Source organism: Flavobacterium araucananum (assembly GCF_002222055.1).
Lineage (GTDB): Bacteria > Bacteroidota > Bacteroidia > Flavobacteriales > Flavobacteriaceae > Flavobacterium > Flavobacterium araucananum.
This window is the reverse complement of record NZ_MUGS01000004.1, coordinates 116,885-142,928: the sequence shown is the minus strand read 5'-3', so window position 1 is coordinate 142,928 and position 26,044 is coordinate 116,885. Positions and strand designations below refer to the sequence as shown.

General features: G+C 36.3%; 22 protein-coding genes. 11 read left to right on the top strand and 11 right to left on the bottom strand.

Annotation, left to right across the window (positions count from 1 at the left end):
• The first annotated feature begins 2 nt into the window (after window positions 1–2).
• From B0A64_RS03165 to B0A64_RS03150, 4 genes are all read left to right on the top strand, one after another.
• Window positions 3–1,370 (top strand): RagB/SusD family nutrient uptake outer membrane protein, encoded by a 1,368-nt coding sequence (locus tag B0A64_RS03165; protein ID WP_089478094.1) that lies wholly within the window; start codon window positions 3–5, stop codon window positions 1,368–1,370.
• A gap of 65 nt (window positions 1,371–1,435) precedes the next feature.
• Window positions 1,436–2,386, top strand: a complete 951-nt coding sequence (locus tag B0A64_RS03160; protein WP_089478093.1) for an ABC transporter ATP-binding protein — start codon at window positions 1,436–1,438, stop codon at window positions 2,384–2,386.
• 12 nt (window positions 2,387–2,398) lie between these two features.
• A complete protein-coding gene (locus B0A64_RS03155; protein WP_089478092.1) occupies window positions 2,399–4,660 on the top strand; it encodes a Gldg family protein in 2,262 nt (753 codons plus the stop codon).
• Window positions 4,661–4,671: 11 nt separating this feature from the next.
• The gene (locus tag B0A64_RS03150) at window positions 4,672–7,488 is read left to right on the top strand and encodes a M16 family metallopeptidase (protein WP_089478091.1); all 2,817 of its coding nucleotides are present in this window, start codon (window positions 4,672–4,674) and stop codon (window positions 7,486–7,488) included.
• A gap of 132 nt (window positions 7,489–7,620) precedes the next feature.
• Here B0A64_RS03150 and B0A64_RS03145 read toward each other — a convergent pair whose 3' ends face one another.
• From B0A64_RS03145 to B0A64_RS03130, 4 genes are all read right to left on the bottom strand, one after another.
• Window positions 7,621–8,181 carry a hypothetical protein gene (locus B0A64_RS03145; protein WP_089478090.1) on the bottom strand — a complete coding sequence of 187 codons (561 nt, stop codon included), beginning with the start codon at window positions 8,179–8,181 and terminating at the stop codon, window positions 7,621–7,623.
• Window positions 8,182–8,358: 177 nt separating this feature from the next.
• Window positions 8,359–9,762 (bottom strand): efflux transporter outer membrane subunit, encoded by a 1,404-nt coding sequence (locus tag B0A64_RS03140; protein ID WP_089478089.1) that lies wholly within the window; start codon window positions 9,760–9,762, stop codon window positions 8,359–8,361.
• 19 nt (window positions 9,763–9,781) lie between these two features.
• A complete protein-coding gene (locus tag B0A64_RS03135; protein ID WP_089478088.1) occupies window positions 9,782–12,946 on the bottom strand; it encodes an efflux RND transporter permease subunit in 3,165 nt (1,054 codons plus the stop codon).
• 7 nt (window positions 12,947–12,953) lie between these two features.
• Window positions 12,954–14,114 (bottom strand): efflux RND transporter periplasmic adaptor subunit, encoded by a 1,161-nt coding sequence (locus B0A64_RS03130; protein WP_089478087.1) that lies wholly within the window; start codon window positions 14,112–14,114, stop codon window positions 12,954–12,956.
• A gap of 265 nt (window positions 14,115–14,379) precedes the next feature.
• Between B0A64_RS03130 and B0A64_RS03125 the strand changes: the two genes are divergently transcribed.
• Genes B0A64_RS03125 through B0A64_RS03115 form a run of 3 tightly spaced genes read left to right on the top strand, consistent with a single transcriptional unit; the run spans window position 14,380 to window position 16,469 of the window.
• The gene (locus B0A64_RS03125; protein WP_089478086.1) at window positions 14,380–15,429 is read left to right on the top strand and encodes a sensor histidine kinase; all 1,050 of its coding nucleotides are present in this window, start codon (window positions 14,380–14,382) and stop codon (window positions 15,427–15,429) included.
• Complete coding sequence (locus B0A64_RS03120) at window positions 15,426–16,157, top strand: LytR/AlgR family response regulator transcription factor (RefSeq protein WP_089478085.1); 732 nt, start codon at window positions 15,426–15,428, stop codon at window positions 16,155–16,157. The genes B0A64_RS03125 and B0A64_RS03120 overlap by 4 nt, the downstream gene beginning before the upstream one ends.
• An 18-nt stretch (window positions 16,158–16,175) precedes the next feature.
• Entirely contained in the window at window positions 16,176–16,469 is a 294-nt protein-coding gene (locus B0A64_RS03115) for a DUF3861 domain-containing protein (protein WP_089478084.1), read from the top strand.
• 53 nt (window positions 16,470–16,522) lie between these two features.
• On the opposite strand, the gene B0A64_RS03110 is transcribed toward B0A64_RS03115, so the two are convergent.
• The 5 genes from B0A64_RS03110 to B0A64_RS03090 all read right to left on the bottom strand — a co-directional run bounded on the left by B0A64_RS03110 (window position 16,523) and on the right by B0A64_RS03090 (window position 21,100).
• Window positions 16,523–17,137 (bottom strand): thioredoxin family protein, encoded by a 615-nt coding sequence (locus tag B0A64_RS03110; protein WP_089478083.1) that lies wholly within the window; start codon window positions 17,135–17,137, stop codon window positions 16,523–16,525.
• Window positions 17,138–17,140: 3 nt separating this feature from the next.
• A complete protein-coding gene (locus tag B0A64_RS03105; RefSeq protein ID WP_089478082.1) occupies window positions 17,141–17,620 on the bottom strand; it encodes a TlpA disulfide reductase family protein in 480 nt (159 codons plus the stop codon).
• Window positions 17,621–17,721: 101 nt separating this feature from the next.
• Entirely contained in the window at window positions 17,722–18,120 is a 399-nt protein-coding gene (locus B0A64_RS03100; RefSeq protein ID WP_089478081.1) for a hypothetical protein, read from the bottom strand.
• A gap of 137 nt (window positions 18,121–18,257) precedes the next feature.
• Entirely contained in the window at window positions 18,258–18,914 is a 657-nt protein-coding gene (locus B0A64_RS03095; RefSeq protein ID WP_089478080.1) for a DUF6766 family protein, read from the bottom strand.
• Window positions 18,915–18,949: 35 nt separating this feature from the next.
• On the bottom strand, window positions 18,950–21,100 hold the full coding sequence (locus B0A64_RS03090; protein ID WP_089478079.1) for a catalase: 2,151 nt from the start codon (window positions 21,098–21,100) through the stop codon (window positions 18,950–18,952).
• Between the two features lie 373 nt (window positions 21,101–21,473).
• On the opposite strand from B0A64_RS03090, the gene B0A64_RS25070 reads away from it, so the two are divergent.
• From B0A64_RS25070 to B0A64_RS03075, 4 genes are all read left to right on the top strand, one after another.
• A complete protein-coding gene (locus tag B0A64_RS25070) occupies window positions 21,474–21,626 on the top strand; it encodes a hypothetical protein (protein WP_165769748.1) in 153 nt (50 codons plus the stop codon).
• Between the two features lie 29 nt (window positions 21,627–21,655).
• On the top strand, window positions 21,656–21,844 hold the full coding sequence (locus B0A64_RS03085) for a hypothetical protein (RefSeq protein WP_089478078.1): 189 nt from the start codon (window positions 21,656–21,658) through the stop codon (window positions 21,842–21,844).
• Window positions 21,845–22,034: 190 nt separating this feature from the next.
• A complete protein-coding gene (locus B0A64_RS03080) occupies window positions 22,035–22,433 on the top strand; it encodes a hypothetical protein (protein ID WP_089478270.1) in 399 nt (132 codons plus the stop codon).
• A 30-nt stretch (window positions 22,434–22,463) separates the two neighbouring features.
• Window positions 22,464–22,745: a hypothetical protein gene (locus B0A64_RS03075; RefSeq protein ID WP_089478077.1), complete on the top strand. Its 282-nt coding sequence runs from the start codon at window positions 22,464–22,466 to the stop codon at window positions 22,743–22,745.
• 200 nt (window positions 22,746–22,945) lie between these two features.
• Here the strand turns inward: B0A64_RS03075 and B0A64_RS03070 are convergent, their stop codons facing one another.
• Both B0A64_RS03070 and B0A64_RS03065 read right to left on the bottom strand, forming a co-directional pair.
• A complete protein-coding gene (locus B0A64_RS03070) occupies window positions 22,946–23,971 on the bottom strand; it encodes an NAD(P)-dependent alcohol dehydrogenase (RefSeq protein WP_208863510.1) in 1,026 nt (341 codons plus the stop codon).
• Between the two features lie 297 nt (window positions 23,972–24,268).
• Window positions 24,269–26,041, bottom strand: coding sequence for a RagB/SusD family nutrient uptake outer membrane protein (locus B0A64_RS03065; protein ID WP_089478075.1), 1,773 nt, complete (start codon window positions 26,039–26,041; stop codon window positions 24,269–24,271).
• Between the last annotated feature and the right edge of the window lie 3 nt (window positions 26,042–26,044).

Here is a 26,044-nt window from a genome sequence, read left to right as displayed (position 1 = left end):
ACATGAAAAATAATTTTATAACATACCGCTATATAGTTTCGTTTTCACTTTTAATAGGACTGGCCAGTTGCGATAGTCTGGTCGAAGTAGATTTGCCCAGCAATGAGTTATCATCTACTACTATTTATGCTTCTGATCCTACTGCCGAAGCTGCTGTAAACGGGATTTACCAAAGTTTGGTAAGCCTTACTAATTATGGATCTGTTCATTATGTTCTTGGAGAAACAGCTGATGAACTTATCCCAAAAACACAACTTGTCAATGTGTATACTTCTAACGAAATTCCGGAAACGGATGGTACTAATGGCACCATGTGGACAGAATATTATAAAGCAGTCTACAATGCCAATGCTGTTATTGAAGGTATAAGCGGAAGCACAACCTTAAGTGTTACTAAAAGCAAACAATGGATTGCCGAAGCCAAATTTTTAAGGGCTTACACTTATTTTTATCTCACTAATATTTGGGGAGATGTTCCGTTGGTTTTAACCACAAATGTTGATGTATCTGCCCTGGCACCAAGAACGAGCCAGACTAAGGTGTATGATCAGATTATTCTGGATTTAAAAGATGCCGAAGCTGATCTTCCCATTAATTATAGCGGTTACAGTTCGCTAAGAATCAGAGCTACAAAATGGGCTGCTGAGGCTTTATTGGCAAGGGTAAATCTTTATTTAGGAAATAATAGTGATGCTGCAACCTATGCCAGCGCTGTAATTACCCAATCCGGAACTTATAAAATGATTGCAGGATTATCCGCTACAAACAGTCCGTTTGTTGCAGATAATACCGAAGCAATCTGGCAAATTCCTTACTACAATACAGCCTATACTTACGAAGGTGCTGCATTGTTTACGACTGCCGGAACCTATATGCTTAGAAAAGGAAATACGATGTTTGAGGCCGGTGATGCCAGAAAAACAAACTGGACCATTAGCGTTGTAGCAAGCGACGGGCTAACTTATTTAGCTCCCAGAAAATACAAAAATTCGTATGTAGCTACTCCTGTAGAACGTTCGACAGTATTGAGGCTGGCAGAACTTTATTTGATCAGAGCCGAAGCCAGAGTAAAATCAAATGATATTCCGGGAGCCCAACAAGACATTAATATCATTAGAAACAGGGCTTTACTACCCGCAACTACGCTTACAGATCCTACTCAGCTTTTAGCCTTAATTTCATTAGAAAGAGAGCGTGAACTTTTTGCCGAGTTTGGTCACAGATGGTTTGATCTTAAAAGAAGCGGAACTATCGATCAGGTGCTTGGCACTACAGCCGGCAAAATATGGAGTTCTACGGATAGCCTTTATCCAATACCGGAAACTGCCAGACGCTCTAATCCCTTTTTAACCCAAAATTCAGGATACTAAATACTAAAAGTACCGCAAGAATGTGTTTGAAGTAAAAATACATTCTTGCGATTTTAAAAAACACTATGGAAACAACAACAATTGTAAGAGTTGAGGATTTGTCACATCAATACAGCAAGGATTGGGCAATACAAAATATAAGTTTTGAAATTAAAGAAAACAAAATATTAGGCTTATTAGGATCCAACGGAGCAGGAAAATCGACCACAATGAATATTCTTTGCGGCGTTTTGAACCAGACGAAAGGAAACATTTATATTGATGGTATTAACCTGAAGGAAAATCCGGTTGAGGCTAAAAAACTAATTGGATTTTTGCCTCAAACACCACCTTTGCACCTTGATCTGACCGTAAATGAATATTTGACGCATTGTGCCGAACTTAGATTGGTAAAAAAAGGAGATCTTAAAAATGCGGTTGAAAGAGCCAAGGAACAATGCGGGATCTCCCACTTTAGTAACCGATTAATTCGCAATCTTTCTGGCGGATATCGTCAGCGTGTGGGAATCGCACAAGCCATTATTCACGAACCAAAACTGGTTGTACTTGATGAACCAACCAACGGATTAGATCCCAACCAGATACTAGAGGTTCGAAACCTGATTAAGAAAATCTCTAAAGATAAAGCGGTAATATTTTCGTCTCATATTTTATCTGAGGTTCAGGCTACTTGTCAGGAAATAAGAATGATCGAAAACGGACACATGGTTTTTGCAGATTCTCTGGAAGCTTTCAACAATTATATCGAAGCCAATACGCTGACAGCGAGTTTCGAAAACCCAATGCAACTTAATGCCTTAACCGCTATTCCGGAGGTAACAAATGCTGTATTTATTTCACCAAAAAAAGTACAGGTCACTTTTACCGGTACACAGGAAATTGCCGAAAAAATTGTAGCACTAAGCGTGCAGAACCATTGGAAATTGCGCGAAATTCAATTCGAAAAAGTATCTCTGGACGAGATATTTGCACAATTATCTAAAAAAGCACCTTCTAAAAACTCTCCTACTTCTTAAAAAAATAAACAAATGAAAACTATCTATAGAATCGCTAAAACAGAACTCAACACGATGTTTTACTCGCCTGTTGCGTGGGTTGTTTTAGTAATATTTTCGATTCAGTCAAGCTGGAAATTCTTTGATACCATTGAACGTTTCGAAAAAGCACAAAAAATTGGACAAAGCATGAATAATTTGTCTCAAATTGTATTTTCCGGTTTTAGCGGATTGTATACTGAAATGCAAAATTATTTATACCTGTATGTTCCGCTTTTAACAATGGGACTTATTAGCCGTGAGATCAACAGCGGCTCTATAAAACTGTTGCTTTCTTCGCCAATAAACATCAAAGACATTGTTTTGGGTAAGTTTCTTGCCATTGCCAGTTATTGTTTATTGTTTATCGCAATACTAGGTTTACTGGGTGTTGCGGCTTATTTTTCTATCGATAATGTAGATCTAAGCTTTATTTTATCAGGACTAATTGGTTTGTATTTACTAGTATGCACGTATGCTGCGATCGGACTTTTTATGTCTTGTCTTACCTCCTATCAGGTCGTTGCTGCAATTAGTACGCTGGTTGTTCTGGCTGGTTTAAATTTTATTGGCAAATTATGGCAGGGTGTCGATTATGTAAAAGATATTACTTATTTTCTATCGATTTCCGGTCGTGCCAACTCTATGATCGAAGGACTTATTGTAAGCAAAGATGTGCTTTATTTTATCCTGGTTAGTGCACTTTTTATTGGTTTAAGTATTTTTAAATTACAGACTGGAAGAGATGCTCAGACTACTTCAAAAAGAGTTTTAAAATATACTGGTTTGGTTGCTATTGTTTTAGGGCTTGGTTATATTACATCGACAGCACCGCTCACTTTCTACAAAGATATGACGCGTACCCAAGATCAAACGCTTACGAAAGCCAGTCAGGAAATCGTAAAAAAAATCGATGGCCCAATTACCATTACAACCTATGTCAACTTACTGGACATTAACTATTATATGGCGATGCCTTATTCTCAAAATCAGGATATTGCCAGTTTCGACAAATACTCCCGTTTTTTGCCCCAACTAAAAATGGATTATGTTTATTATTATGATACTTCGACAAATGCTGCTTTGTATGCACAAAATCCGGGATTGAACGACAAACAGCTTGCGCAAAAAATGATCGAAACGCAGAGTTTAAAACTGAAGAAATTATATTCTCCAGCCGAAATCAGCAAAATAATCGACCTGAAATCAGAACAAAACCGAGTGGTAAGAACTATAGAATACAACGGCAAAAAAACGTTCCTGAGAATGTTTGATGATTTGTTTAAAGTTCCTTTCGAAAAAGAAATTTCGGCTTCTTTAAAACGTTTGGTTACAACGCCTGCCAAAATTGTATTTGCAACCGGAAACATGGAACGCAGCATTGAAAAAAATGGTGATAAGAATTACAAAACCGGTTTTAACGAAATTACTTTTAGAAACTCTTTAGTCAATCAGGGGTTTAATGTGGCTTCTGTAGATATCAACGCACAGAATATCCCACAAGACGCTGATATTTTTATTATTGCCGATCCAAAAACGGAACTAAGTCAGGGTGCAATTGACAGGATCAATCAATATATCGAACAGGGAAAAAACCTGATGCTTTTGGCAGAACCGGAAACCAATTCGGCATTGGCAGCAATTACCAACAAATTAGGTGTTAGTTTTACCAAACAAACATTGGTTCAGGAAAGCGAAATCAACGCACCGGATTATCTGGTTACTGAATTTTCGAAAGGAATAGACAGTACGGTAATTAAGTTGAAAAAAGGAGCTTTTCCAATTCCGCTTTTAGGAAGCAGCGGAATCAAAACTACTTCAAATACAGGTTTTAAAGTTACACCCTTATTACAAACCAACAATCAGCCTGCCTGGGAATCTCCAACCGGAATTAGCTCTGTTTCGACAGATTTAAAAAAACAGCCTTCTTTATCTGCTGTTCCGCTTGTTGTGGCTTTAACGCGAAATATCAATGGCAAAAATCAAAAAATAATCGTTGCCGGAGATGCAGATTTTATGGGCAATGCCGAGTTAAGCCGCGGTGGTTCTGGAACATTTCAGTTTGTAACCGATCTTTTTACCTGGTTTAGCAATTATCAATTTCCAATTGACACTACTCGCCCGGTAAATACAGATAATAAAGTAACTGTAAACTCCAATCAGGTTTTTATCAGTAAAATTCTCTATATCGGGATCTTTCCTTTATTGATCATACTAAGTGGTGCTTTTATATTGATTAGAAGAAACAGAAGATAAAAAACAGCCAAATGCATACACATCAAAAAAATATCATAATTGGGATTATAATGTTATCGTTTCAGATGGCATTTTCCCAATTCAAAACAACGATTCCGCTGGATAAAAATGTAACAACGGGCAAACTTAAAAACGGTTTAACCTATTACATTTTGCACAACGAAGAACCTAAAGATCGTGCGAGTTTTTATTTCGTTCAAAATGTAGGTGCCATCCTCGAAGAAGACAATCAAAACGGATTAGCGCATTTTCTGGAGCACATGGCGTTCAATGGTACACAACATTTTAAGGGAAAAGGAATTATTAAAATGTTAGAAAAAAACGGAGTGAGTTTTGGTAAAGACATCAACGCTTATACCGCTCAGGATGAAACTGTTTACAATATTAGCGGTGTTCCTGTTGCCAATCAAAAACTAATCGATTCTACTCTTTGGGTTTTGCACGATTGGTCGGGTTCTCTTTCTTTGACCGATGCTGAAATTGATGCCGAAAGAGGGGTTATAAGAGAAGAATGGAGAACGCGCAGAACAAGTGGTTTCCGTCTTAAAAGCCAAACCGATGCCGTTTTATACAAGGGTTCTAAGTACAGTAAACGCGATGTAATTGGTGATTTGAACATCATCAACAATTTTAAATATCCGGAACTTAGAAACTATTACAAAAAATGGTACCGTCCGGATCTTCAAGCTGTAATTGTTGTGGGAGATATCGATGTAAAAACCATGGAACAAAAGGTAAAATCAATCTTTTCGGGGATTCCGTTGGCAAAAAAAGCAGCAACTCGCGAGTATTTTGATATTCCAAAACATGACGAGTTGTATTTTGGTGTGGCAACAGATAAAGAAGCCAATTCGACTTCGATCACGTTACAATATGTAGTAGACGAACCATTGGTAAAAGATTCTGTCGTAACACGCAGGAATGTTATGAACTCTTTTTATACCAGTATCCTGAACAATCGTTTTAAAGAATTAATCTTAAAAAACAAAAGCTCGGCCTTAAGTTTAAAAGCTTATTTTGAGCCTGTTTCAAGATTAAGTACCTCTTTTAATATTTCGGCTTTAGCCAAAAAAGGACAGGTATCAGAAGCCTTTCAGGACGTTTATACAGAGGCCGAACGCATAAAACGTTATGGCGCAATTCAATCAGAATTAGACCGAACCAAAAAAGATTTTATCAGTTCGTATGATGATTTTATAAAGAATAAAGACAAAGTCGACAATGATAGCTGGGCAGGAAAACTGACCAATTATTTTTTGAAAGCAAAACCCTTTCTTGCCCCACAAGATGATTATAAACTTACTGTTGGTATCCTAAAAAGTATTTCTCTCGAAGAGCTCAATGCTTATGTTAAAACCATTCAGAAACCTAACAATCAGGTGCTTTTGGTAACTGGTTCTGATAAAGATCAAAATGAGTTTCCTAAAAAAGAAGCTGTTGTCGACTTGATGAAAAAGATCGAAAATGCAACTTTGGAACCTTACACGAAAAAAGAAAATAACGCCCCATTGATCGAAAAGGAGTTAAAACCCGCTGCGATCAAAAAAACATTTGAAGTAGCCGGAGTAAAGGATGCTAAAGGATATATTTTAGAAAATGATGCTAAAATTATTATCCTGCCCACCACCTATTCTCAGGATCAGATTATATTCTCGGCTTTTTCTAAAGGAGGAAAATCTTTGGTAAAAACAGCAGATTTAGGTTCTGCAGAAATTGCCACAACAATTGCAAGATCTTCAGGTTTAGGCAATTTTGATAACATGGGTTTAAAAGAAAAACTGACTGGAAAACTAGCACAATCTTCTCCTTTTATTGGCGAGAATACACAGGGGTTTCAGGGAAGTTCCAATCAGGCAGATCTTGAGACCATGCTGCAATTGCTTTACCTTTCTTTTGAGGCGCCCCGTTTTGATGCAAACATTTTTAATATTTTAAAGGAGCAGTATAAAAACCGTTTAGAGAATATTAAAAAAGACAACGGAAATGCTTTTAAAGACACTGTTGATCTAGCAAATTCTAATCACAACCCGCGTACTTTTATCTTCAATGATAAATTTCTTTCGACTATTGATCTTAAAAAAGCAGAAAATATCTACCGTGACCGCATTAAAAATGCGGCTGATTTTACCTTTATATTCGTTGGGAACATTCCGGAATCGGCTTTAGGTTTAATTCAGAAGTATATTGGAAACATTAAATCGAATCCGGTATTAAAAGAGACTTTTGTCGATCATAATATCGAACCTGCAAAAGGAAAAACTGTCGTTCATTTTAAACGTCCGATGGAAGTGGCAAAAACAACTGTTTATCTAAGCTTAACCGGAAAAATAGCTTACAGTAAAGAGAACGCAACAGGCCTGTATATTATTGGCGAATTGTTGTCGAAACGATTCCTGCAAACGATTCGGGAAGAAGAAGGCGGAAGTTATGGCGTAAATGTGGCTGGAAATCTGGAAGTGATTCCGTCACCATCTTTTGATCTGTCGCTAACTTTTGACTGTAATCCTGAAAAAGAAGAAAAATTAATGCAGATTGTCTGGAAAGAATTGAATGATTTAAAAACAAATCCGGTTCATGCAAATGATCTTGAAGACATTAAGAAAGCGTTGTTAAAAACCAGAGAAGAATCGACCAAAACAAACTCTTTCTGGAACAGTACCCTTTATAACAGCACCTTAAATCAGATTCCGTTTTTGCAGGATGAGGAGTATAAAAATTTAATTTCAAAAATTAATCAAAAAACTATCCAGCAGTTAAGCAAGCATGTTTTGGATAGTGCCAGTAGTGTTGAAGTAATTATGAGTCCGGAAAGCCAACCAGGTAAGTAAATGCTTTAGAATACTTTTTTATTTTATTAGTCATTAAAGGTTGTCGTAACAGACAGCCTTTTTTGGTTTTATAACCTACAAAAAAAACGCCCCATTCCTGAGGCGTTTTCCAAATTTAGTTCTGTTTTATACTTAGTGGCGATCATCATGTCCCTGATTCTGGCCTTTATTAGAATTTCCTTTTGAATTATTTGAATTGTCTCTTTTCGAATTTCCGTTTTGATTTTTTTGGTTATTATTTTGTGGGTTATTCGGTCTGTTGTTATTCTGATTATTGTTGTTCTGGTTGTTATTGTTCTGTCTGTTATTATTGTCTTGTTTGTTGCCTCTGTTTTGTTGCGGAGGTCCCTGATATCCTTTTGGATAATTGGTTCTGTGTTCTTTATGGTAATTATAAGGAGCATCTCCTTTATAATTCTTGTTTAGAACTACTTTGTAACCTGAATAAAGATCATATTGTCTGTATTGTGCAGGTAATCTGTTTTCGTGCACCCATTTGCCATTATTGTCATAAATAAACTGACTTTGATTTACATCATAATAAACATCAATATCCGGTAAATAATAGTATCTGCTGTCGTCATTGCCTTGTGGTCCCCAACTTGGAGGTGTACCAATATTGACGTTGATTGAAACTTGTCCCTGAGCAAAAACACTCATCAAGAGCATTAGTGCAATTCCTAATTTTTTCATTTTTTCTAGTGTTAAGTATTTGATTTGTAACAAAGCGAAAGTAGTGCCACAATATTAGTTTCCCGCATTTATTATACAGAAACACCTTACCAATCGACGAATCCTGCTTTTCAATCGACATTCTTTTTCTAATAAAAAACGCCCCATAATTTGGGGCGTTTCCGTTATATCATTTTTTTATCTCCATCCGCCACCTAGCGCGCGATACAAATCGACTACAGCTTGTAATTTCTGTAAATTATCATTGACACCACTCAACTGGGCTGCCAAAAGATTTTGTTCTGATGTTAGTACATCCGTATAATTGGTTGCAGAGCTATATTCTAAAAGTTGTTGGGTAAAATCTACTGCTTTTTCCAGAGCTTCGATTTGTTTTTCTCTCGAATCTTCTTTTTCAACCGCCATTTCATACGCATACAAAGCATTCGAAACTTCCTGACCTGCCACCAAAAGACTTTGTTGGAAATTATTTAAAGCCTGAACTTGTCGTGATTGCGCATTTGTTAGTCTCGTTTTATTAAGTCCCTGATTAAAAAGTGGCTGTGTAAGGCCGCCAATTAAGGAGTAAAAAACCGAATTAGTAAAGAAATCCGTCAGTTGCAAATTCGAGAATCCGCCACTTGCTGTAAGGGTCAAACTAGGATAAAAATAGGTTTTAGCCATATTTGTTGTTTCAAAAGCCGTTCTGAAATTAAACTCTGCCTGACGAACATCAGGACGATTTTCTAACAGCTGAGCGGGTAAACCTATTGCAATTTTTTCAGGAATTACCTGATCTCCTAATGTTCCTCTTTCTATTGGTCCTGAAGCTTGTCCTAATAAAATATTAAGGGCATTTTCAGTCTCTCTAATGCTTCTTTTCAAATCCGGAATCAAAACTTCGGCAGCGTGCTGGTTGGCTTCACTTTGTACCACAGATGCACCGGTAACTATTGCACCTTCTTTTAGAGCTTTTATAACTTCGACATTTTTAATACGACTTTCCAGGGTCGATTTTGTAATCTCCAATTGTTTGTCATAGGCTAACAATAAAAAATAATTGTTGGCAATGTCTGAAATCAATTGTGTCTGAACGGCTTGTTTTGCCGCATCTGTAGAAAGATAAGTGGCTAAAGCGGCTCTTTTGGAACTGCTTAATTTTCCCCAGATATCAGCTTCCCACGAAGTACTCAAACCTAATTTATAGGTCGTTGTCAGGGTATTGATATTGATTCCTGCCGGAAAATTTAATGCTGCTTTCGATTGCTTATTACGCGTTGCATTAGCATCAAGTTCCAAAGTTGGATAATAGGCTAATTTGGTTTGGCGTAAAGTCGCACGTGACTGAACAATGTTTTCGATTGCATTTTTTAAGTTCAGGTTCTGATCTAATCCTTTTTGAATTAAAGCATTCAATTTCTGATCTTTAAAAACCGTTTGCCAGGGCATGGTTGCAATCGTAGTCGAATCGGCAGAAGCCTGATCGCGATACAAATTCTCTGTAGAAACAGTTGTGGGGCGTTCGTACTTTTTGGTAACGCAGGCACTTAAAAGTGTGGCTGCGATTACCAGTAGAATATATTTATTTGAACTATGAGTCATCTCTGTCTTAATTTAATTATTACTCTTTATGAGCTTCTATCGCTTGTACTTGCTCATCATCCTCTTCATCATAACTTGCTTTTGCAGGACCACTGATTCTTTCCTGTAATCCCTGGAAAATGATAAACAATACCGGAATAACAAATACTCCTAAAATGGTACCTATCAACATACCTCCAACGGCTCCTGTACCAATCGATTTATTTCCTACAGCTCCTGCTCCTGATGCAAACATTAAAGGAACAAGTCCTAAAATAAAGGCAAAAGAGGTCATTAGAATTGGTCTTAAACGCGCTACGGATCCTTCGACAGCAGCTTGGACGATTGGCATTCCTTTACGCCTTCTTTCCAAAGCAAATTCGACAATCAAAATACCGTTCTTGGCCAGCAATCCTATCAACATAATTAAGGATATCTGCAAGTAGATATTACTGTTTAATTTGAATATGATCGAGAATAAATAGGCTCCTGCCAATCCAAACGGAATGGATAATAATACTGCAAATGGCAATATATAACTCTCATATTGTGCACTTAACAAGAAGTAAACAAACACAAGACATAATATAAAAATGAAAATAGTTTCACTTCCAGATGCTAACTCTTCACGTGTTAATCCTGAGAATTCATACCCATAACCTGCTGGTAGTTCTTCTGCTGCAACTTCCTGAATTGCTTTAATGGCATCTCCGGAACTAAAGCCCGGATTTGGAGCTCCTGTAATAGCGATAGAAGAGAAAAGGTTAAATCTTGAAATAGATTCCGGACCAAAAACTCTGGTCATTTTTACAAACTCCGTGATTGGCGCCATTGTTCCGGCAGTATTTCTAACAAATATTTTGTTTAATCCTTCTGTATTGGTTCTAAACTCAGGAGAAGCCTGAATCATTACACGATATTGTTTTCCAAATTTATTGAAATTCGAAGCATACAAACCTCCATAATAACCCTGCATTGTTGACAGGATTGTATTTACCGGAACACCTGCATCCTTAGCCTTTGCCAGATTAATATCCATCATATACTGAGGGAAACCCGGATTAAATGGTGTTGTTGCATATTGTATTTCCGGACGTTTAGATAATTTTTCTAAAAATTCTGTATTTACTTTAAAAAATTCTGCCGTTGTATGACCTCCTTTGTCCTGCAATTGAAATTCGAATCCACCACTTTGTCCAAATCCTGAAATTGTAGGTGGCGAAATGAAGAAAATATTTGCTTCACGAATTCCGCTTGTTTTGGCAAAAAGCTGACCAATTACATCATTAACGCTTAAATCACGTTTTTCCCATGTATCCAGTCTTACAATAACCATACTGTAAGCACTTCCTGCTCCTGCTGTAAAGTTTTGTCCAATGATACGCAGTGTATTTTTAACTCCCGGAATCGTGTGGGCAATACTGTCCACTTTTTTTGCAATTACATCAGAACGTTCCATAGAAGATGATGGAGGCAAACTAATATTAGCAAAAACAACTCCCTGATCTTCCGCCGGAACGAAAGCCGATGGTGTGGTTTTCATCATATAAAATAATGCTGCTCCGGCAATAAGAATCGCCGCCAATACAATCCATTTTTTGACAGAAAGAAAACTTACAGAACGTTTGTATTTGCCGGTTACATTATCGAATGCAACGTTGAATGCGGTATAAAATCTCTGAATAAAACTCTTATGTTTGTGATCGTCTTCGTGTGGTTTTAAAAGTAAAGCACACAATGCCGGACTCAAAGTCAAGGCATTAATTGCCGAAAGGATAATTGCGACGGCCAATGTAATACCAAATTGTTTGTAGAAAACCCCGGTAGATCCTGTAATAAAGGTAACCGGAATAAATACGGCTGCCATAACAAGTGTGATCGAAATAATCGCTCCCGAAATTTCGTTCATCGCATCAATTGTCGCTTTCTTAGACGATTTATATCCATGATCGAGTTTGGCATGCACCGCCTCGACGACGACAATGGCATCATCGACCACAATACCAATGGCAAGAACCATTGCAAAAAGGGTTAATAAGTTGATGGTAAACCCAAACAAATTCAGGAAGAAAAACGTTCCTATAATCGCAACCGGAACTGCAATTGCCGGAATTAAGGTTGACCTGAAATCCTGAAGGAAAATAAATACTACAATAAAAACCAATATAAAGGCTTCGACCAGCGTGTGAATTACTTTTTCTATAGAAGCATCCAGGTTTTCGTTAACGTCAACAAGAATCGTATATTTTACTCCTTTTGGGAAGTTTTTTGCCGCTTCTTCAATCAGTGCTTTAGAATTGTTGATTACATCACGGGCGTTTGATCCCGGAGTCTGGCTAATTGCCATCGCAGCAGATTCTACACCATTTGTTTTAATTGTTGCTGAATAACTTAAAGATCCTAATTCTACTTTGGCAACGTCTTTTAGTCGCAACATTTGTCCGTTTCCAACAGATTTTATGATGATATCACCAAATTCCTGAGAACTTGTCAAACGTCCTTTGTACTTAATTACGTATTGAAAAGCCTGATTTCCGTTCTCACCAAATTTACCCGGTGCAGCTTCGATATTTTGTTCTGCCAATGCAGCCGAAATATCACTTGGAATCAGTTTGTATTGTTGCATGATGTCCGGTTTTAGCCAGATTCTCATCGAGTAATCTTTTGCACCAAAAACAGTTACATCTCCTACTCCAACCACACGTTGTATTTGTGGAACCAGGTTGATCTTGGCATAATTTTGAAGAAAAGTCTGGTCGTATGCTTTGTCATCACTGTACAAAGAGAAAATCAGTAAGTTACTACTCTGACTCTTTGTTACTGTAACCCCTGCCTGAGTTACCTCTACCGGTAATAAACTGGTGGCTCTGGAAACTCTGTTCTGAACGTTTACTGCTGCTAAATCAGGATTTGTTCCTACTTTAAAAAAGATTTTTATAGATGCATTACCATCATTTGTTGCTGTAGAGGTCATATAGGTCATGTTCTCTACACCATTAATTTGCTCTTCCAGCGGAATTACAATACTTTTAAGTACCACATCGGCATTGGCACCGGTATAACTTGCCGAAACATTTACCGTTGGCGGAGCAATATCCGGATATTGGGAAATAGGCAACTCGATAAGGCCTAAAACACCTAGAATGACAATAATAACAGATATTACTGTCGAAAGTACAGGTCTTTGTATGAATATTTTAAACATTTTTTTCTTATTTTAAGTCTGCATAAACCGTTTCCGCACTTTCATTATGAGCTTTAATCTCACTTCCGTCTTTTAATGCAGCTACTCCTTCTAACACAATTTGATCTCCTGCTTTTAAGCCACTTGTTACTACATAATAATTACCTGCTGTGTTTTCAAGTTTCGTAATATTGACATTTTTAGTTTTGTTATCTTTTCCTACTGTAACGGCAAACATTTTATCCTGAAGTTCGAATGTGGCACTTTGAGGAATCAATATGACATCCTTAACTTCATTTGGGATTCTTACTGTTGTGCTGCTTCCGCTTCTGATAATTCCTTTTGGATTAGAAAAACGGGCTCTGATGTTTACAGAACCTGTCTCTGTATTGATCAATCCGTTTACGGTTTCGATACGTCCTTTTTCATCATAAGTAGAACCATCTGAAAGTACTAAAGAAACCTGAGGTAATTGTTGAATTTTTTGCGCCAGTGAAGTTCCTGAACCACTTTGGGTAAACGTCAGTAATGCTTTTTCGTTCATAGCAAAATAAGCATAAACATTGCCAATACTGGAAACAGTCGTTAGCGGGTCTGCGGTATTAGAACTCACCAAACTTCCTAAACGAAACGGGATTGAACCTACAACTCCGTTAACCGGACTTGTTACTGTAGTATATCCTAAATTGGTTTTAGCATTTACCAAAGCGGCATTTGCCTGTGCCAATGTTGCCAAAGCTGACTCATAAGTATACTGTGCAGATTCAAGGTCATATTTACTAATGATTCCTTTTTCGACCAGAGGTTTTACTTTATTCACAGCCAGTTTTGCTGTACTTAAACTTGCCTGAGCACTTTTTATACTTGCGGTTGCGGTACGAACTTGTTGCTCATATTCCGGCGCATTGATTTTAAACAAAGGTTGTCCTGCTTTTACAACAGCCCCTTCATCGACAAAAATCTTGTCGATATAACCTTCCACTCTCGGTCGGATTTCTATGTTTTGCTGTCCCTGAATACTGGCGGGAAAGTCTGTATATAAGGTTGCTGATTTTGGCTGCAAAGTCAGCGTTTTATACTCTTTAACTTGTGGTGCACCTCCGGCCTGAGCCGATTTGTCGTTTTTATTACCACACGAAGCGATGATAACAGATGCTGCGATAACGCTTAAAAAGGATTGCTTATTCATTGTGAAAAATGTGTAATTATCAATTTATATCGAAACAAAAGAACTAAAATATTACAAACAAAAAATTTTCAATAGACGTAGGGCAAAAAACAATCGATAGATATAACATGAGAACCGATAGAAAATTATTTGGTATTATCTGCTGCTTTAAAAACAGACTCGTCGGCTCTAAAATGGTTTTTAAAGATTCTGGTTCTATTTTGGGCGATTGGTTTTATATCTTTTATAAATATAGTGTAATATTGTCAGAAAATCAAAACTTATAATGTCACCAAACTTTTTTAAACCATACATTTCCACAGGATTACATATTCTTGCCTGGTTATTATTGGGATTTACCTTATTATTTTATATACCCCTGACATGGAATATTGTTCTGCCGGCAATTTTTTGGTTGTGGCAATCTATCGTGTTGTTTTTTATGATTGTTATTTTTTACTTTAATGCTCAGATAATAGTCCCGAGAACCATTATCAGGGATAAAATAAGTCCTTTTTTATTGTGGGCCCTTATCATTATTTTTATCATGCAGCTTATTGCTTATGTGTACAATTATAATACAGACCTGCACAATAAACTGGCCATCATATTAGGTTTTAAAAAATACCGAAATGATTATTTTGACAATTATGTTTTTACGATAAGTTTATTGGTTTTAGGAATTAGTACAAGTTGGGCGATGTTGCATCATTGGCAAAAAGCGGCACAACACAAGCAAAAACTGGAACAGGATAAAACAATGGCAGAACTGGCAATGCTGAAAGCACAGATCAATCCGCATTTTTTCTTTAATTCCTTAAATAGTATTTATTCGCTTACCTATACCAATATCGAAGATTCTCGTAATGCACTTCATACTTTGAGCCGTATGATGCGCTATTTGCTTTACAGTACGGAGGGCGAAAGAACTACTTTACTGAAAGAAGCAGAATTTATGAAAGATTTTATAGCTTTGATGAAGCTTCGTGCCAATAGCAAACTAACGATTACAACAGATATTCCGGAAAAAATAATAGATTACCCTATTGTTCCCATGTTGTTATTGCCATTAGTCGAAAATGCTTTTAAACATGGTGTTCATGCTACAGATAAAAGTGAAATTCATATTAAACTAAGACAAAAGGAAGCAAATCTGGAATTTGAGGTAGAGAACACTTTTTTCGAGAAAACAAACCCATCAGATCAGGGCGGCATAGGATTAACGAATACAAAACGCAGATTGCACTTAATCTATCCGCATAAACATGTTTTGACCTGCGGTATTGACCAAAATGGGAAATACAAAGTAAATCTGCAAATAACTTTAGAACAATGATTGTATTAAAATGTATAGCAGTAGATGATGAACCACTGGCCCTAAAACTAGTGGAAACTTTTATAGAACAAACCCCATTCCTGCAATTGGCGTGCAGTTGCGATAATGCTGTTGAGGCAATGAGTTTGATTCGGGAACAGCAACCGGATATTGTTTTTCTGGACATCAATATGCCCAACTTAACGGGTATGGAACTCGCCAGACTTTTGCAGGAGCAACCCGGACCATTACCCAAAATTATTTTTACGACAGCCTATAATCATTATGCAATAGAAGGCTACAGAGTAAATGCGGTCGACTATCTTTTAAAACCTTTTAGCTACGAAGAGTTTTTGCGTGCTGCAAATAAGGTTCTTCAAATGTCTGAAGAAGCTGCCAATCAATATCATTCGATAACGGCAGATGATGAATTTATTTTTCTAAAGGTAGAATACCAATGGGTTAGAATTTCCCTGAAAGATATTTTGTATATAGAAAGTTTAAAGGATTATGTAAAGGTGCATCTCGAAGATACACAGAAATCAGTAATGTCTTTAATCTCGCTTAAAGCACTGGAAGAAAAATTACCTGCATCAAAATTTATGCGAATCAATCGTTCCTTTATTGTTTCGCTTGAAAAAATAAATTCGATAAGCAAAAATTCGATATTCATTAATAAAACTGAAATAACTGTTGGAGAACAGTATAAAGAAACCTTCAAGACCATTGTAGAAAAATGGTTGAAATAAAATTAAAAAAGTAATATCATGGAAAAAAGATCAAACCAATATTATCTGACATTAAGTCTGAAAAAATATGCAGATGGTGCAACAGAACCTGCAAAGGAACTTGGAATACAATTTGACAATCACGATGAAATATTTAGTATTATAGAAAAAATTCAGGAAAAAAACATTTTCAAAGATCCTTCTGAAGCGGCTCAATTTGCACTTGGACTGAAATTATTTAGTGAGGTAAAACTAAAAAACCGTAAAAATCCACTTTTTGAAGAATTGAATGAAGTGTTTCCGATCTTCATGAAAAAGCTAAAAAGTTTGTAAAACGAAAACGCCTCAATGAGGCGTTTTTTTTATGCTTTAAAAGTATTTTGTAACTATGCTTTTGCTTTTCTTTTTACAGTACAACCAATTTCTTTAGTTTCTGTTATTGCCGGTTTTTGATTGCTTTTTAAAGCTGCAATCACGTCTTCGGCATATTTTGTTTTCTCTGTTTTAGTGCCTTCCGGATCATTATCAATTGCTCCTACATATTCTACAACATTACCTTTTGCAGTTTTAGAAACAATAAAAAGATGCGGTGTATGTTTTGCTCCGTATTGATCTGTAACCACTTGTCCCTGATCGAATAAATACGGAAAAGGGTATTTTTTATCTTTTGCCAATTGTTGCATTTTGTCGTAAGCATCAGCTTTTGAAGCTTCAGGATCATTTGGATTTATTGCAATTACCGGATAACCTTGTGGTTTAAACTTTTTGTCGAGCTCAATTATTCTTTGCTCATAAGCTACTGCATAAGGACAGGTATTACAGGTAAAAACAACAATAAAACCTTTGGCTTTTGGGAAGCTTGCAAAAGAAACCTCTTTGCCATCGACATTTTTTAATTTGAATTCCGGAGCGTTTTCTCCTGCCTTAAGCGTAGCAGTTTGTGCCTGAGCAAATAAGATACTAAAGAGTAGTATCGTGAATGTGGTAATGAACTTTTGCATAATTTATAGTTTTTTATATTCAGTTAATAATTGTTCGTAGGTAAGTTCCGATTCGATAAATTTTCGTTTATCTTCTTTAATGAATATTGTAGCAGGAATACTTCCTGACCACGTTTTATCGATTCGGTCAATATATTCTTGCGGGTTGCTTTCGTTCAATAAAAAAACCTGGCTTTTCATGTTTTTTCTTTTGACAAACGGAACAACTGCCGAAGTAAGTTTTGATTTAAAATCGACACTAATTAATAACACAACCAGTTTATCTGATTTATATTCGGCATTTAGTTTTTCAAAATGAGGCAATTCTTTTATGCAAGGCGCACACCATGTTGCCCAAAAATTAACTACATACGTACTGTCCTTTCCGTTTTTGATTCTCTCATTGAGCTGATCGATATTCAATAACTTTACATTTTGACTGTATCCCATTACTGAAAAAGCGAAGAACAGAAAAGTATATATCTTAAAAGTGTGGATTTTCATATTTGCTGCGTGCTAAAATTAATTTTGCCTTACAAATATAAATTAATGCCCTCTTACTTTTTGTTAATAAAAGTTTAATGCAAAATAATTTATTAGAGGTATTACATTCCTGCCGGGATATTTGTGTTGTTAACAAATTGAAGACGTTCCATATTATCCATTTTAGTAAGGGATAAAATGCCATTTTTATTCTCGTTTATCCCATTTATTCTAAAACAAAATTCATCACCGTCTTTGTCCATTAAGGTCAAAAATTCGATTGTATCATCTGAATTATTCTGACAGCTATGTGAAATGGTATATCGATACATTACTTTAAAAAGATTCTTGTCATAATTATACACTTTGCCATCCGGAGTAAAAACCCATCTTGTATTTCTGTTTGTATCTGCATACCAGGTTCCAATAATTTTTTTGGATGAAGGGTCTTCACTTTGGCTATTGCCTGCAATAGTTGGGATTTGTAGTAGCAACAGCAAAATAAAAAATAGCTTTTTCATACTTTTTATGGTTTGATTGTATGTGACTTTCAATCTTATTTTGGTCACATCTTTACTTACAAAAATAATATTTTATTGCGAATAGAATCTATCAGGTCCTTAAAATGACCTAAAAATTTAGAATCAGTATTTTTTCTTTATTCTCCTGTTTGACTGTGAGGTGCGTCTACGGGTTTGGATTGTGATGATCCTTTTTGACGTAAAAAAATAGACAATACAATTATGGCAAAAACCGAAAGAAACTCGCTTTGCCAGTTTTGAAAAGATTCAAACCAAAAACGGGATTGTCCTAAATAATCCGTGATAGAAAGTTCCGGATTTCCTTTTAAAATACTAACGGTGTTTTCGTCTTTTAAGCTGCCATAAAAATGGAGTATAAAGGAAGCAAAAAACAGCAAAAATAAACTTAGGGTTAAAGAGTTTTTATAAACCCACAACCAAATACCACCTTTTTTGACAGGCCATGGTGCTCCTTTTCGTTGGGGAGAAGGGTTGCGATCTACTTCTTCTTCTCCGTCAAAACCTTTGGATTCTGATGAGCCTTTTTGTCTTAAAAAAATAGTAAGCCAGACTAATAAGCCCATTTGCAAAAACTCGCTTTCCCAATTTTCAAAAGTGGCTTCGATGAAATGTCCGGTGGTCAGATAATTACTGAGCGTAACGGCATGACCACCGTTTTCTATAAGCTCTTTGTTATATTCTTCTACACCAAAAAATAGCTGACCAATAAAAGCCCCAATAAAAAGTAACAGAAACACAATTGATAAACCGTTATGATATAGAATTTTTTTCATTTTTTGCTTATTAGAATTTACATTTCAATAAAAGATTATTCTTTTTTTAATAATTCTTCTCTTTCCCAGAAACGGTGTCTTCCCATTGCTTTAATAAAAGATGTTGCGAGTGCCTTGTCGCCTATTTTTTCGCTGGTTAAAATTCCGGCATCTTTATGCAAATCGTCTTTAAGAGGCAATACCTGAACACCCTGACCTTCGGCAGCAATAAACTTACAGTGATGGTATGCATCTTTTATAAATTCGCCTACTTCTTTCTTATTTTTAAGTACCGGAATTCCTTTTCCTGCGGGAATAAATACGGCATCAAATAGTACAGATGCAGCAATAAGATAACTTTGATCTACCGGAATTTCCAGTCCTTCTTCTGAAACAATTGTACCCAAATGCGGCGCAATAATCACGGCTTTTGCTCCGGCATCTTTCAGGGCCAGTTTCATCGTTTTTACAGAATCGGCATTCACGCCTTCGGCACATAAAAATGCAACTTGTCTGGTGGCAATCGTATTCGAAATTGTTGGGTTCTTCAGCATGCTTAATGCGTCTGAATTTTTGATCGATTGTTTTACTTCTTTAGGTTCTTGTTTGCCTTGATCATCTGCTCCTACGCCATGATTTATGGGTTTTTCGAGCGTTGTTGGCACATTCATTCCTAAAGCTTTGGCTACTTTTGCAGCCAGATTTTTATCGACCTGAGATAATAATCCCAACATACGTTCTCTAATCGCTTTTGTTTCTACTTTTCCTAATTCAAATGACAAAGCATCTGCAATATGGTTTTGTTCTATTGGGGTTTGGCTGTTAAAGAAAAGTTTTGCCTGACTAAAATGATCCGAGAAACTTTCGCTTCTTTCACGGATTTTTTGAGCATCGATCCGTTCGTTAAAACTACTAAAACCTCCCTCATCAATTTTTGCCTGAAACGGGCAACCACCACCTAACGAATTAGGATGATAACTTACACGCCCAACCGGAATTTCCTGACGCATGTGTCCGTCTCTCTGATTGTTGTGCATGGGTGCAACGGTACGATTTATTGGAATTTCATGAAAATTAGGGCTTCCTAATCTTGACAATTGTGTATCTGTATACGAGAATAATCGACCTTGCAATAAGGGATCATTAGAGAAATCAATTCCGGGAACAACATGTCCGGGATGAAACGCAACCTGCTCTGTTTCTGCAAAGAAATTATCCGGATTTTTGTTCAGGACCATTTTACCAATAATCTGTACGGGAACTAATTCTTCGGGAATTAATTTGGTTGGATCCAAAAGATCAAATTCAAATTTATGTTCATCGGCTTCCGCTATAATCTGTACACCCAGTTCCCATTCCGGGAAATTTCCGCCCTCGATAGCTTCCCATAAATCCTGTCTGTGAAAATCAGAATTTTTACCGGAAATTTTTTGTGCTTCGTCCCAAGCCACAGCATGAGTTCCTAATTTGGGTTTCCAATGAAATTTTACAAAATGAGATTCGTTATTTTTATTGATAAATCTAAAGGTATGAACACCAAAACCTTCCATCATTCTTAAACTTCTTGGGATGGCTCTGTCGCTCATTACCCACATAATCATGTGCATTGATTCTGGCATTAGCGATATAAAATCCCAAAAAGTATCGTGTGCAGAGGCTGCCTGAGGCATTTCGTGATGTGGTTCGGGTTTTACGGCATGTATTAAGTCCGGAAATTTCATGGCATCCTGAATAAAAAATACCGGCATATTGTTTCCTACCAGATCATAATTACCTTCTTGTGTGTAAAATTTAACCGAGAATCCACGCACATCTCGTGCTAAATCTGTAGAACCTCTGGAACCTGCAACGGTAGAGAAACGTACAAAAACAGGCGTTTTAATGCTTTTATCGTTCAGGAAACCTGCCTTGGTATATTTTTCCAGAGAATCATACAATTCAAAGTAACCATGAGCTGCTGAACCCCTTGCGTGAACGATTCTTTCCGGAATGCGTTCGTGGTCAAAATGGGTAATTTTTTCTCTTAAAATAAAATCTTCTAATAGCGAAGGTCCTCTTTCTCCTGCTTTTAAAGAATTGTTGTTGTCATTAATTTTCAATCCCTGATTTGTGGTCAGGAACTGATTGTTGGCATTTGATTTCTTCAGTTCTAAATCTCTTTGCTTTTCATCTGCATGATCCTGACTTGGTTTTTTTGAATTTTTCATTTTTTTTGATAGTTGTTTGGGTTTTTAAAATAGTTTAAAAAACAGCTTTCAAATTCTGTTTGTAGTTCCCATTAAATCGTTTTGAGAATTTGAAAGCTGTAACAAGCCTGACAAATGTAGCTTACAATAAAAATAAAGGCTTACAGGATTCAATTCAAAAATTACATCATTTAAACATTTGATAATCAGACACTATAAATGATTAAATAAAATAAAAAATAGATTGATGGCTTTTATTAAAAGTTATATCATTGAGGGTAAAACTTACAAAATAAATTGCTGTTAATTATACAATTAGAAGTTACTTTTCTATAAGAGGTTACAAGGCATTAGGGAGTAGATTTGTATGATAACAAACATAAAAAACTATATTATGAAAACTACAGATCAAAAAAACAGCAGTACTTCGACTTCAGGACCAAAATCGATGGACAAAAAAACAGATAAAAAGGAAACATCTCCAAAAAGAGAAACTAAACCTACTGAAAAAGACACTAAGAAGCCTGCGGCATCAAAGAAGTTATAGGGAAATAATTAATTCTAAAGTATAACACTATGGAAAACAGGAACAATCAAAATCAGGAAGAATTTATCGATGATGTCAATCATCAAACGAATGACTTTAATCATAACGAGCCGGATCATGAAGATGAAGATGCTGAACAGGTAGAAAAGGATTTAGAAGAAGACCTGGATGAAGTATCACACGATCCTTTTCCGAGTATAAATCCCGAAAGATTCTAAAGATTATGCCAAATTATAAGGAGATAACCGTTAAGGATTTAAACTTAACGGTTTTTTTTGTAAATTGATGTCTGAAACGAAATTTTGTAATAAAAAATCAAAACTATATAATCTTAATGGCTTGAATTGCAGTAATTTTAAAATATGTGTTTTAAACAAATTAAAACACATTTAGAAAATGCATTGTATCATGGATATCACCATTCAACTTATCTGGTTATTTGTTCTTGCTATACCAATAGCGTGCATAAGCTGGACTGTAACGCATGAAGAAATATTTAAAGAACCTCGTGAATGGTGCGTGCGTCATTCAAAAAATGATCGGACTCTTTTGGTCAGAAAGGCATTTTATCTCTTTACGTGCGAATATTGTTTTAGCCATTATGTCACAATTGCTTTTTTAGTGCTTTGTAATTATAAACTTTTGCTAAATGATTGGCGCGGCTATATTTTGGCAGGATTTTCGCTTGTTTTTATAGCAAATGTCTATATGAGTCTTTTTGCTTTGTTACGACAGGCTATAAAAAAAGAAAAAGTAGAAATCGAAAAAATAGAGAATGAAACCGATAGTGATAAGCTATCATCCTAATAAAGTATAACTAAATAAATTAAACAAATCATGGAAAATTTAAATTTCATAGACCCATTATTGCACGGAATCACTCCTGATACAACAGGGAATAAAATACCAAATCTTTCTGTAAAACACTTAGTTTGTGCGGGAATAAGTTCACTTTTGGTTGGCGCTGTCTTAAAAAAAGTGGGACAAAATAAAGCAGGTGCAATAGTAGGCAGCCTTGCTGTACCGTTATTGGCTTCGGCATGTTACAAACAAATCTCAAAAACATCTAAAGCAAAAAGAGAAATTAACGATAGTAGCGGTATAGAATACAATCACTAAATAATTGTTTCAGGTCTTTTTGTTTCAGTTTTATACTGAACAGATAAAAGGAATATTGGTTAGCCACGAATTCACGAATTATGCTCCATCATCAGCTAGAAAAAATTCATGAATTCCTGGCTATTTTTTTTAATTCATCTTATACAAAAAAAGCCTGCAAAATAAATTTTGCAGGCTTTTTTTATTCTTCTGGTTATGGATTACGGAACTAGTACCGCTCTTCCTTTTATTTTTCCTTGTCTTAATTTATCATATACTTCCAGCGCCTGATCCAGACTGTACTTTTCTATTTCTATATGGATTTTTTTCTGCAGTGCGAGCCCAATTACCTCCATCAATTCAGTTCTTGAACCCCAATACGGGTTTGTTATGCTTACACCAACCGGTAATTCTCCTACCTTGTAGTCATACTTTCCGCCTCCCAAACCTACAATAGTTAAATCACCATCTAAACCAATTATCTTACTGCCTAAAGCAATTGTAGACGAAGCACCAACAAAATCCAGCACTACTTTGGCTTTCTTAATTCCGGTAATTTTTTTTATTTGCTCTGCTGCATCTTTATCTGTCGAGTTTACGGTATATTTTGCACCAAGCTGCTTCGCAAATTCAAGTCTTTCGACCGTGATATCGCAGGCAATGATAGTTGATCCGCATATTTCTGATAAAATCTGAAGAGCCACATGCCCTAATCCTCCAACACCTATGACAACAACATATTCGTCCGGCATTAATTTGTGCAGGGAACGCTTAATCGCAGAATATGGGGTTAAAGCTGCATCTGTCAATGGTGCTGCAATAACAGGATCGAGATCATGAATGGGCACCAATAAACGTGATGAAGGTACTAACATATAATCTGCCATACCACCATTAAGTCCTAATCCGCCGCCAAAAGCCAGCTCAGAGTGATGATCGCAATAGTTTTCATTAGAATTCTGGCAAGGCTTGCAATGTCCGCATCCCCAGGGTCCGTAGACTAAAACAGCATCCCCTTTTTTATACCCTTTTACATCTTCTCCTACTTCTTCTACCCATCCTGCATTTTCGTGTCCAAGCGTAAAAGTCACTCCGGATACTAATCCTTCGTCTATTACATGCAAATCAGAATGACATACGCCGGCACCTCCAATTTTTAATAATACTTCATCTCCTTTTGGAGATGGTTTTTCTAAATCATTTACAACTCTAACCTCTTTGTTCCCAAAAAATCGTACTGCTTTCATAAGAATTTATTTATAAAATTATAGTAGTAAATTTACTTAAATAATAAATATCTTACATAAATATAGAATCACTTTATAGATTTATTAACTTCGTAACTGGTTGCTGTTAAAAAAATTAAGTTTTTTTTAGGTACAAAGTTACAGAAGTACAAAGGCACAAAGGTTTCTTTCCGGACATAGAAATGTATTGCTTTGCAGACAATGATTGAAGTTTTGTGCAAAAATTATCTAAAAATAACAAAAGCCCGTTTCTTTCGAAACAGGCTTTTTGTAAAAAAAATAAACTAACACAAAAACTTAATTATATCCTTGATTTTGTTGAAATACCTTTTGGTCAATTACGGTTTGTGGAATTGGAAATGCTCTTCTAAAAGGTTGAGAAGCAGCTTTTGCAGTTCCGGCTAAATCAAATTTTCCAAAACGTATACTTTGTGGTCTTCTTTGTAATTCCCAGTACAACTCAAAACCTAATTCTTTGTACAATTGCTCTGAGTCTAATGCTGTAAGAACTTTTCCGGTAGCACTTGCAAACAACGATTCTCGTTTTCTGCTGGTGCGTAATTTATTAAGATCGATCAGGGCCAGACCTGTGCTTCCTTTTCTAAAATAAGCTTCGGCCCTCATGGCATAGATTCCTCCTAAACGGAATAACGGAATATCTACATTACTGTTACCGTTTCCTCCTTCGGGATCAAATTCATATTTAAAAACACGAGCTCCCTGATTGATTTCGTTTTGAGCAAAAACAGATTTGGTAGGATCTGCAAATGTCAGTGATGGCGTAAAATTCATTCTGGTAGTCGTACTTTTTTCCATAACCAGTGGAGACACTTTTATGCGGTTCCCTACCATTTCAAGAGATCCTGATGCTAATAATATTGGACCATATTGAAGCCCGGCCTGGATTCCTCTATTAAAGTGAAACCAAGGCAATGCCGGACTACTTTTAGGTACGATGTCTGTTGCAGGAACACTTACATCTGTACCATCGTTCATAAACCAGGTACCATCTGCATATTGGTAATGTTGCTCAAATCTTGGATCGTCATGATTACCAGCCCATGAGGCATAGAATTCCGGAGTTGTACAAGCAGCATTTGTCCCTCTGTTTGCCGCAGATGTTCTCTGGTTACGCTCCATACATACATAAGCAAAACTATTAGAACCATTACGGATGTAATCTATCTTTTGAGAAATTGCAAAAATAAGTTCTTTACCATTATCGTTATCTCTTGCAAAGTTTTTGAAAAAATCACTTTCCAAACTAAATTTTCCTGAATCGATTAGTAATGATGTATAATAAATAACACGGTCCATATCTGTTCCTGTGCTTCCTGCAACTGCCGGCTCATTAAAATTAAAAGCAGAGGTAGCATTGTAGCGGTCTTTGAATACTGCACGGTTTAAATACATGGTACTTAAAAAAGCATAAGCAGCTTGTTTGGTAAATCTTCCGTGGTGTGTTCTTTGTGTACCAATGTCGGCTAAATTTGGTAGCAGAGCTTCGACATCCGTGATTAATTTATCAATCTCAGTTTCCGCTTTTAAAATCTGCAAAGGTGCATCTACATTCAATGGATCTCTTGATGGAGCTTGTCCGTAAAGATCTAATGTCGTATAGGTATAATAGTCTAAAAGTGCTTTTGATTCTGCCAGAAATAATGCTTTTTCCGGAAAAGTACTTTCCTGAGCAGACTTAATAGAAGTTAGAGAACGTGTAATACCGTTGGTCAGTAAATCCCAGTTACCTACTATAATAGCATTGCTGGAACTCCAGGTAAATTCATGCATGTCCCTCCATTTTCCACCATCTCCCCAGTCACTTCCGCGGGTTGGTAAAATAGCTTCGTCTGTAGTGTATTCCTGCATGGCAAAAACTGCTCCGTGATCAACAAAAGTTCCGTCTCCAAGTCTGTCATAAGCTGCCGCAAGTGCACCCGCAGGATCTGTAGCATCTGTTCCTAATTTTTCGTCCAGTACAACTTCATTAAGATCTGTACAGCTGTTTAAGAGAAAAATAAAAGAGAATATTGTTATAATTTTTAGGCTGAAAAATGTCTTTGTCTTCATGAT

Bases quoted from the DNA above. Each gene is read 5' to 3' on its own strand.
- B0A64_RS03120 (WP_089478085.1), top strand. From the start codon at position 15,426: ATGATTGTATTAAAATGTATAGCAGTAGATGATGAACCACTGGCCCTA.
- B0A64_RS03075 (WP_089478077.1), top strand. From the start codon at position 22,464: ATGGAAAATTTAAATTTCATAGACCCATTATTGCACGGAATCACTCCT.
- B0A64_RS03090 (WP_089478079.1), bottom strand. From the start codon at position 21,100: ATGAAAAATTCAAAAAAACCAAGTCAGGATCATGCAGATGAAAAGCAA.
- B0A64_RS03145 (WP_089478090.1), bottom strand. From the start codon at position 8,181: ATGAAAAAATTAGGAATTGCACTAATGCTCTTGATGAGTGTTTTTGCT.
- B0A64_RS25070 (WP_165769748.1), top strand. From the start codon at position 21,474: ATGAAAACTACAGATCAAAAAAACAGCAGTACTTCGACTTCAGGACCA.
- B0A64_RS03105 (WP_089478082.1), bottom strand. From the start codon at position 17,620: ATGAAAATCCACACTTTTAAGATATATACTTTTCTGTTCTTCGCTTTT.
- B0A64_RS03150 (WP_089478091.1), top strand. From the start codon at position 4,672: ATGCATACACATCAAAAAAATATCATAATTGGGATTATAATGTTATCG.
- B0A64_RS03165 (WP_089478094.1), top strand. From the start codon at position 3: ATGAAAAATAATTTTATAACATACCGCTATATAGTTTCGTTTTCACTT.
- B0A64_RS03110 (WP_089478083.1), bottom strand. From the start codon at position 17,137: ATGCAAAAGTTCATTACCACATTCACGATACTACTCTTTAGTATCTTA.
- B0A64_RS03135 (WP_089478088.1), bottom strand. From the start codon at position 12,946: ATGTTTAAAATATTCATACAAAGACCTGTACTTTCGACAGTAATATCT.
- B0A64_RS03115 (WP_089478084.1), top strand. From the start codon at position 16,176: ATGGAAAAAAGATCAAACCAATATTATCTGACATTAAGTCTGAAAAAA.
- B0A64_RS03155 (WP_089478092.1), top strand. From the start codon at position 2,399: ATGAAAACTATCTATAGAATCGCTAAAACAGAACTCAACACGATGTTT.
- B0A64_RS03080 (WP_089478270.1), top strand. From the start codon at position 22,035: ATGGATATCACCATTCAACTTATCTGGTTATTTGTTCTTGCTATACCA.
- B0A64_RS03070 (WP_208863510.1), bottom strand. From the start codon at position 23,971: ATGAAAGCAGTACGATTTTTTGGGAACAAAGAGGTTAGAGTTGTAAAT.
- B0A64_RS03095 (WP_089478080.1), bottom strand. From the start codon at position 18,914: ATGAAAAAAATTCTATATCATAACGGTTTATCAATTGTGTTTCTGTTA.
- B0A64_RS03140 (WP_089478089.1), bottom strand. From the start codon at position 9,762: ATGACTCATAGTTCAAATAAATATATTCTACTGGTAATCGCAGCCACA.
- B0A64_RS03125 (WP_089478086.1), top strand. From the start codon at position 14,380: ATGTCACCAAACTTTTTTAAACCATACATTTCCACAGGATTACATATT.
- B0A64_RS03085 (WP_089478078.1), top strand. From the start codon at position 21,656: ATGGAAAACAGGAACAATCAAAATCAGGAAGAATTTATCGATGATGTC.
- B0A64_RS03065 (WP_089478075.1), bottom strand. From the start codon at position 26,041: ATGAAGACAAAGACATTTTTCAGCCTAAAAATTATAACAATATTCTCT.
- B0A64_RS03130 (WP_089478087.1), bottom strand. From the start codon at position 14,114: ATGAATAAGCAATCCTTTTTAAGCGTTATCGCAGCATCTGTTATCATC.
- B0A64_RS03100 (WP_089478081.1), bottom strand. From the start codon at position 18,120: ATGAAAAAGCTATTTTTTATTTTGCTGTTGCTACTACAAATCCCAACT.
- B0A64_RS03160 (WP_089478093.1), top strand. From the start codon at position 1,436: ATGGAAACAACAACAATTGTAAGAGTTGAGGATTTGTCACATCAATAC.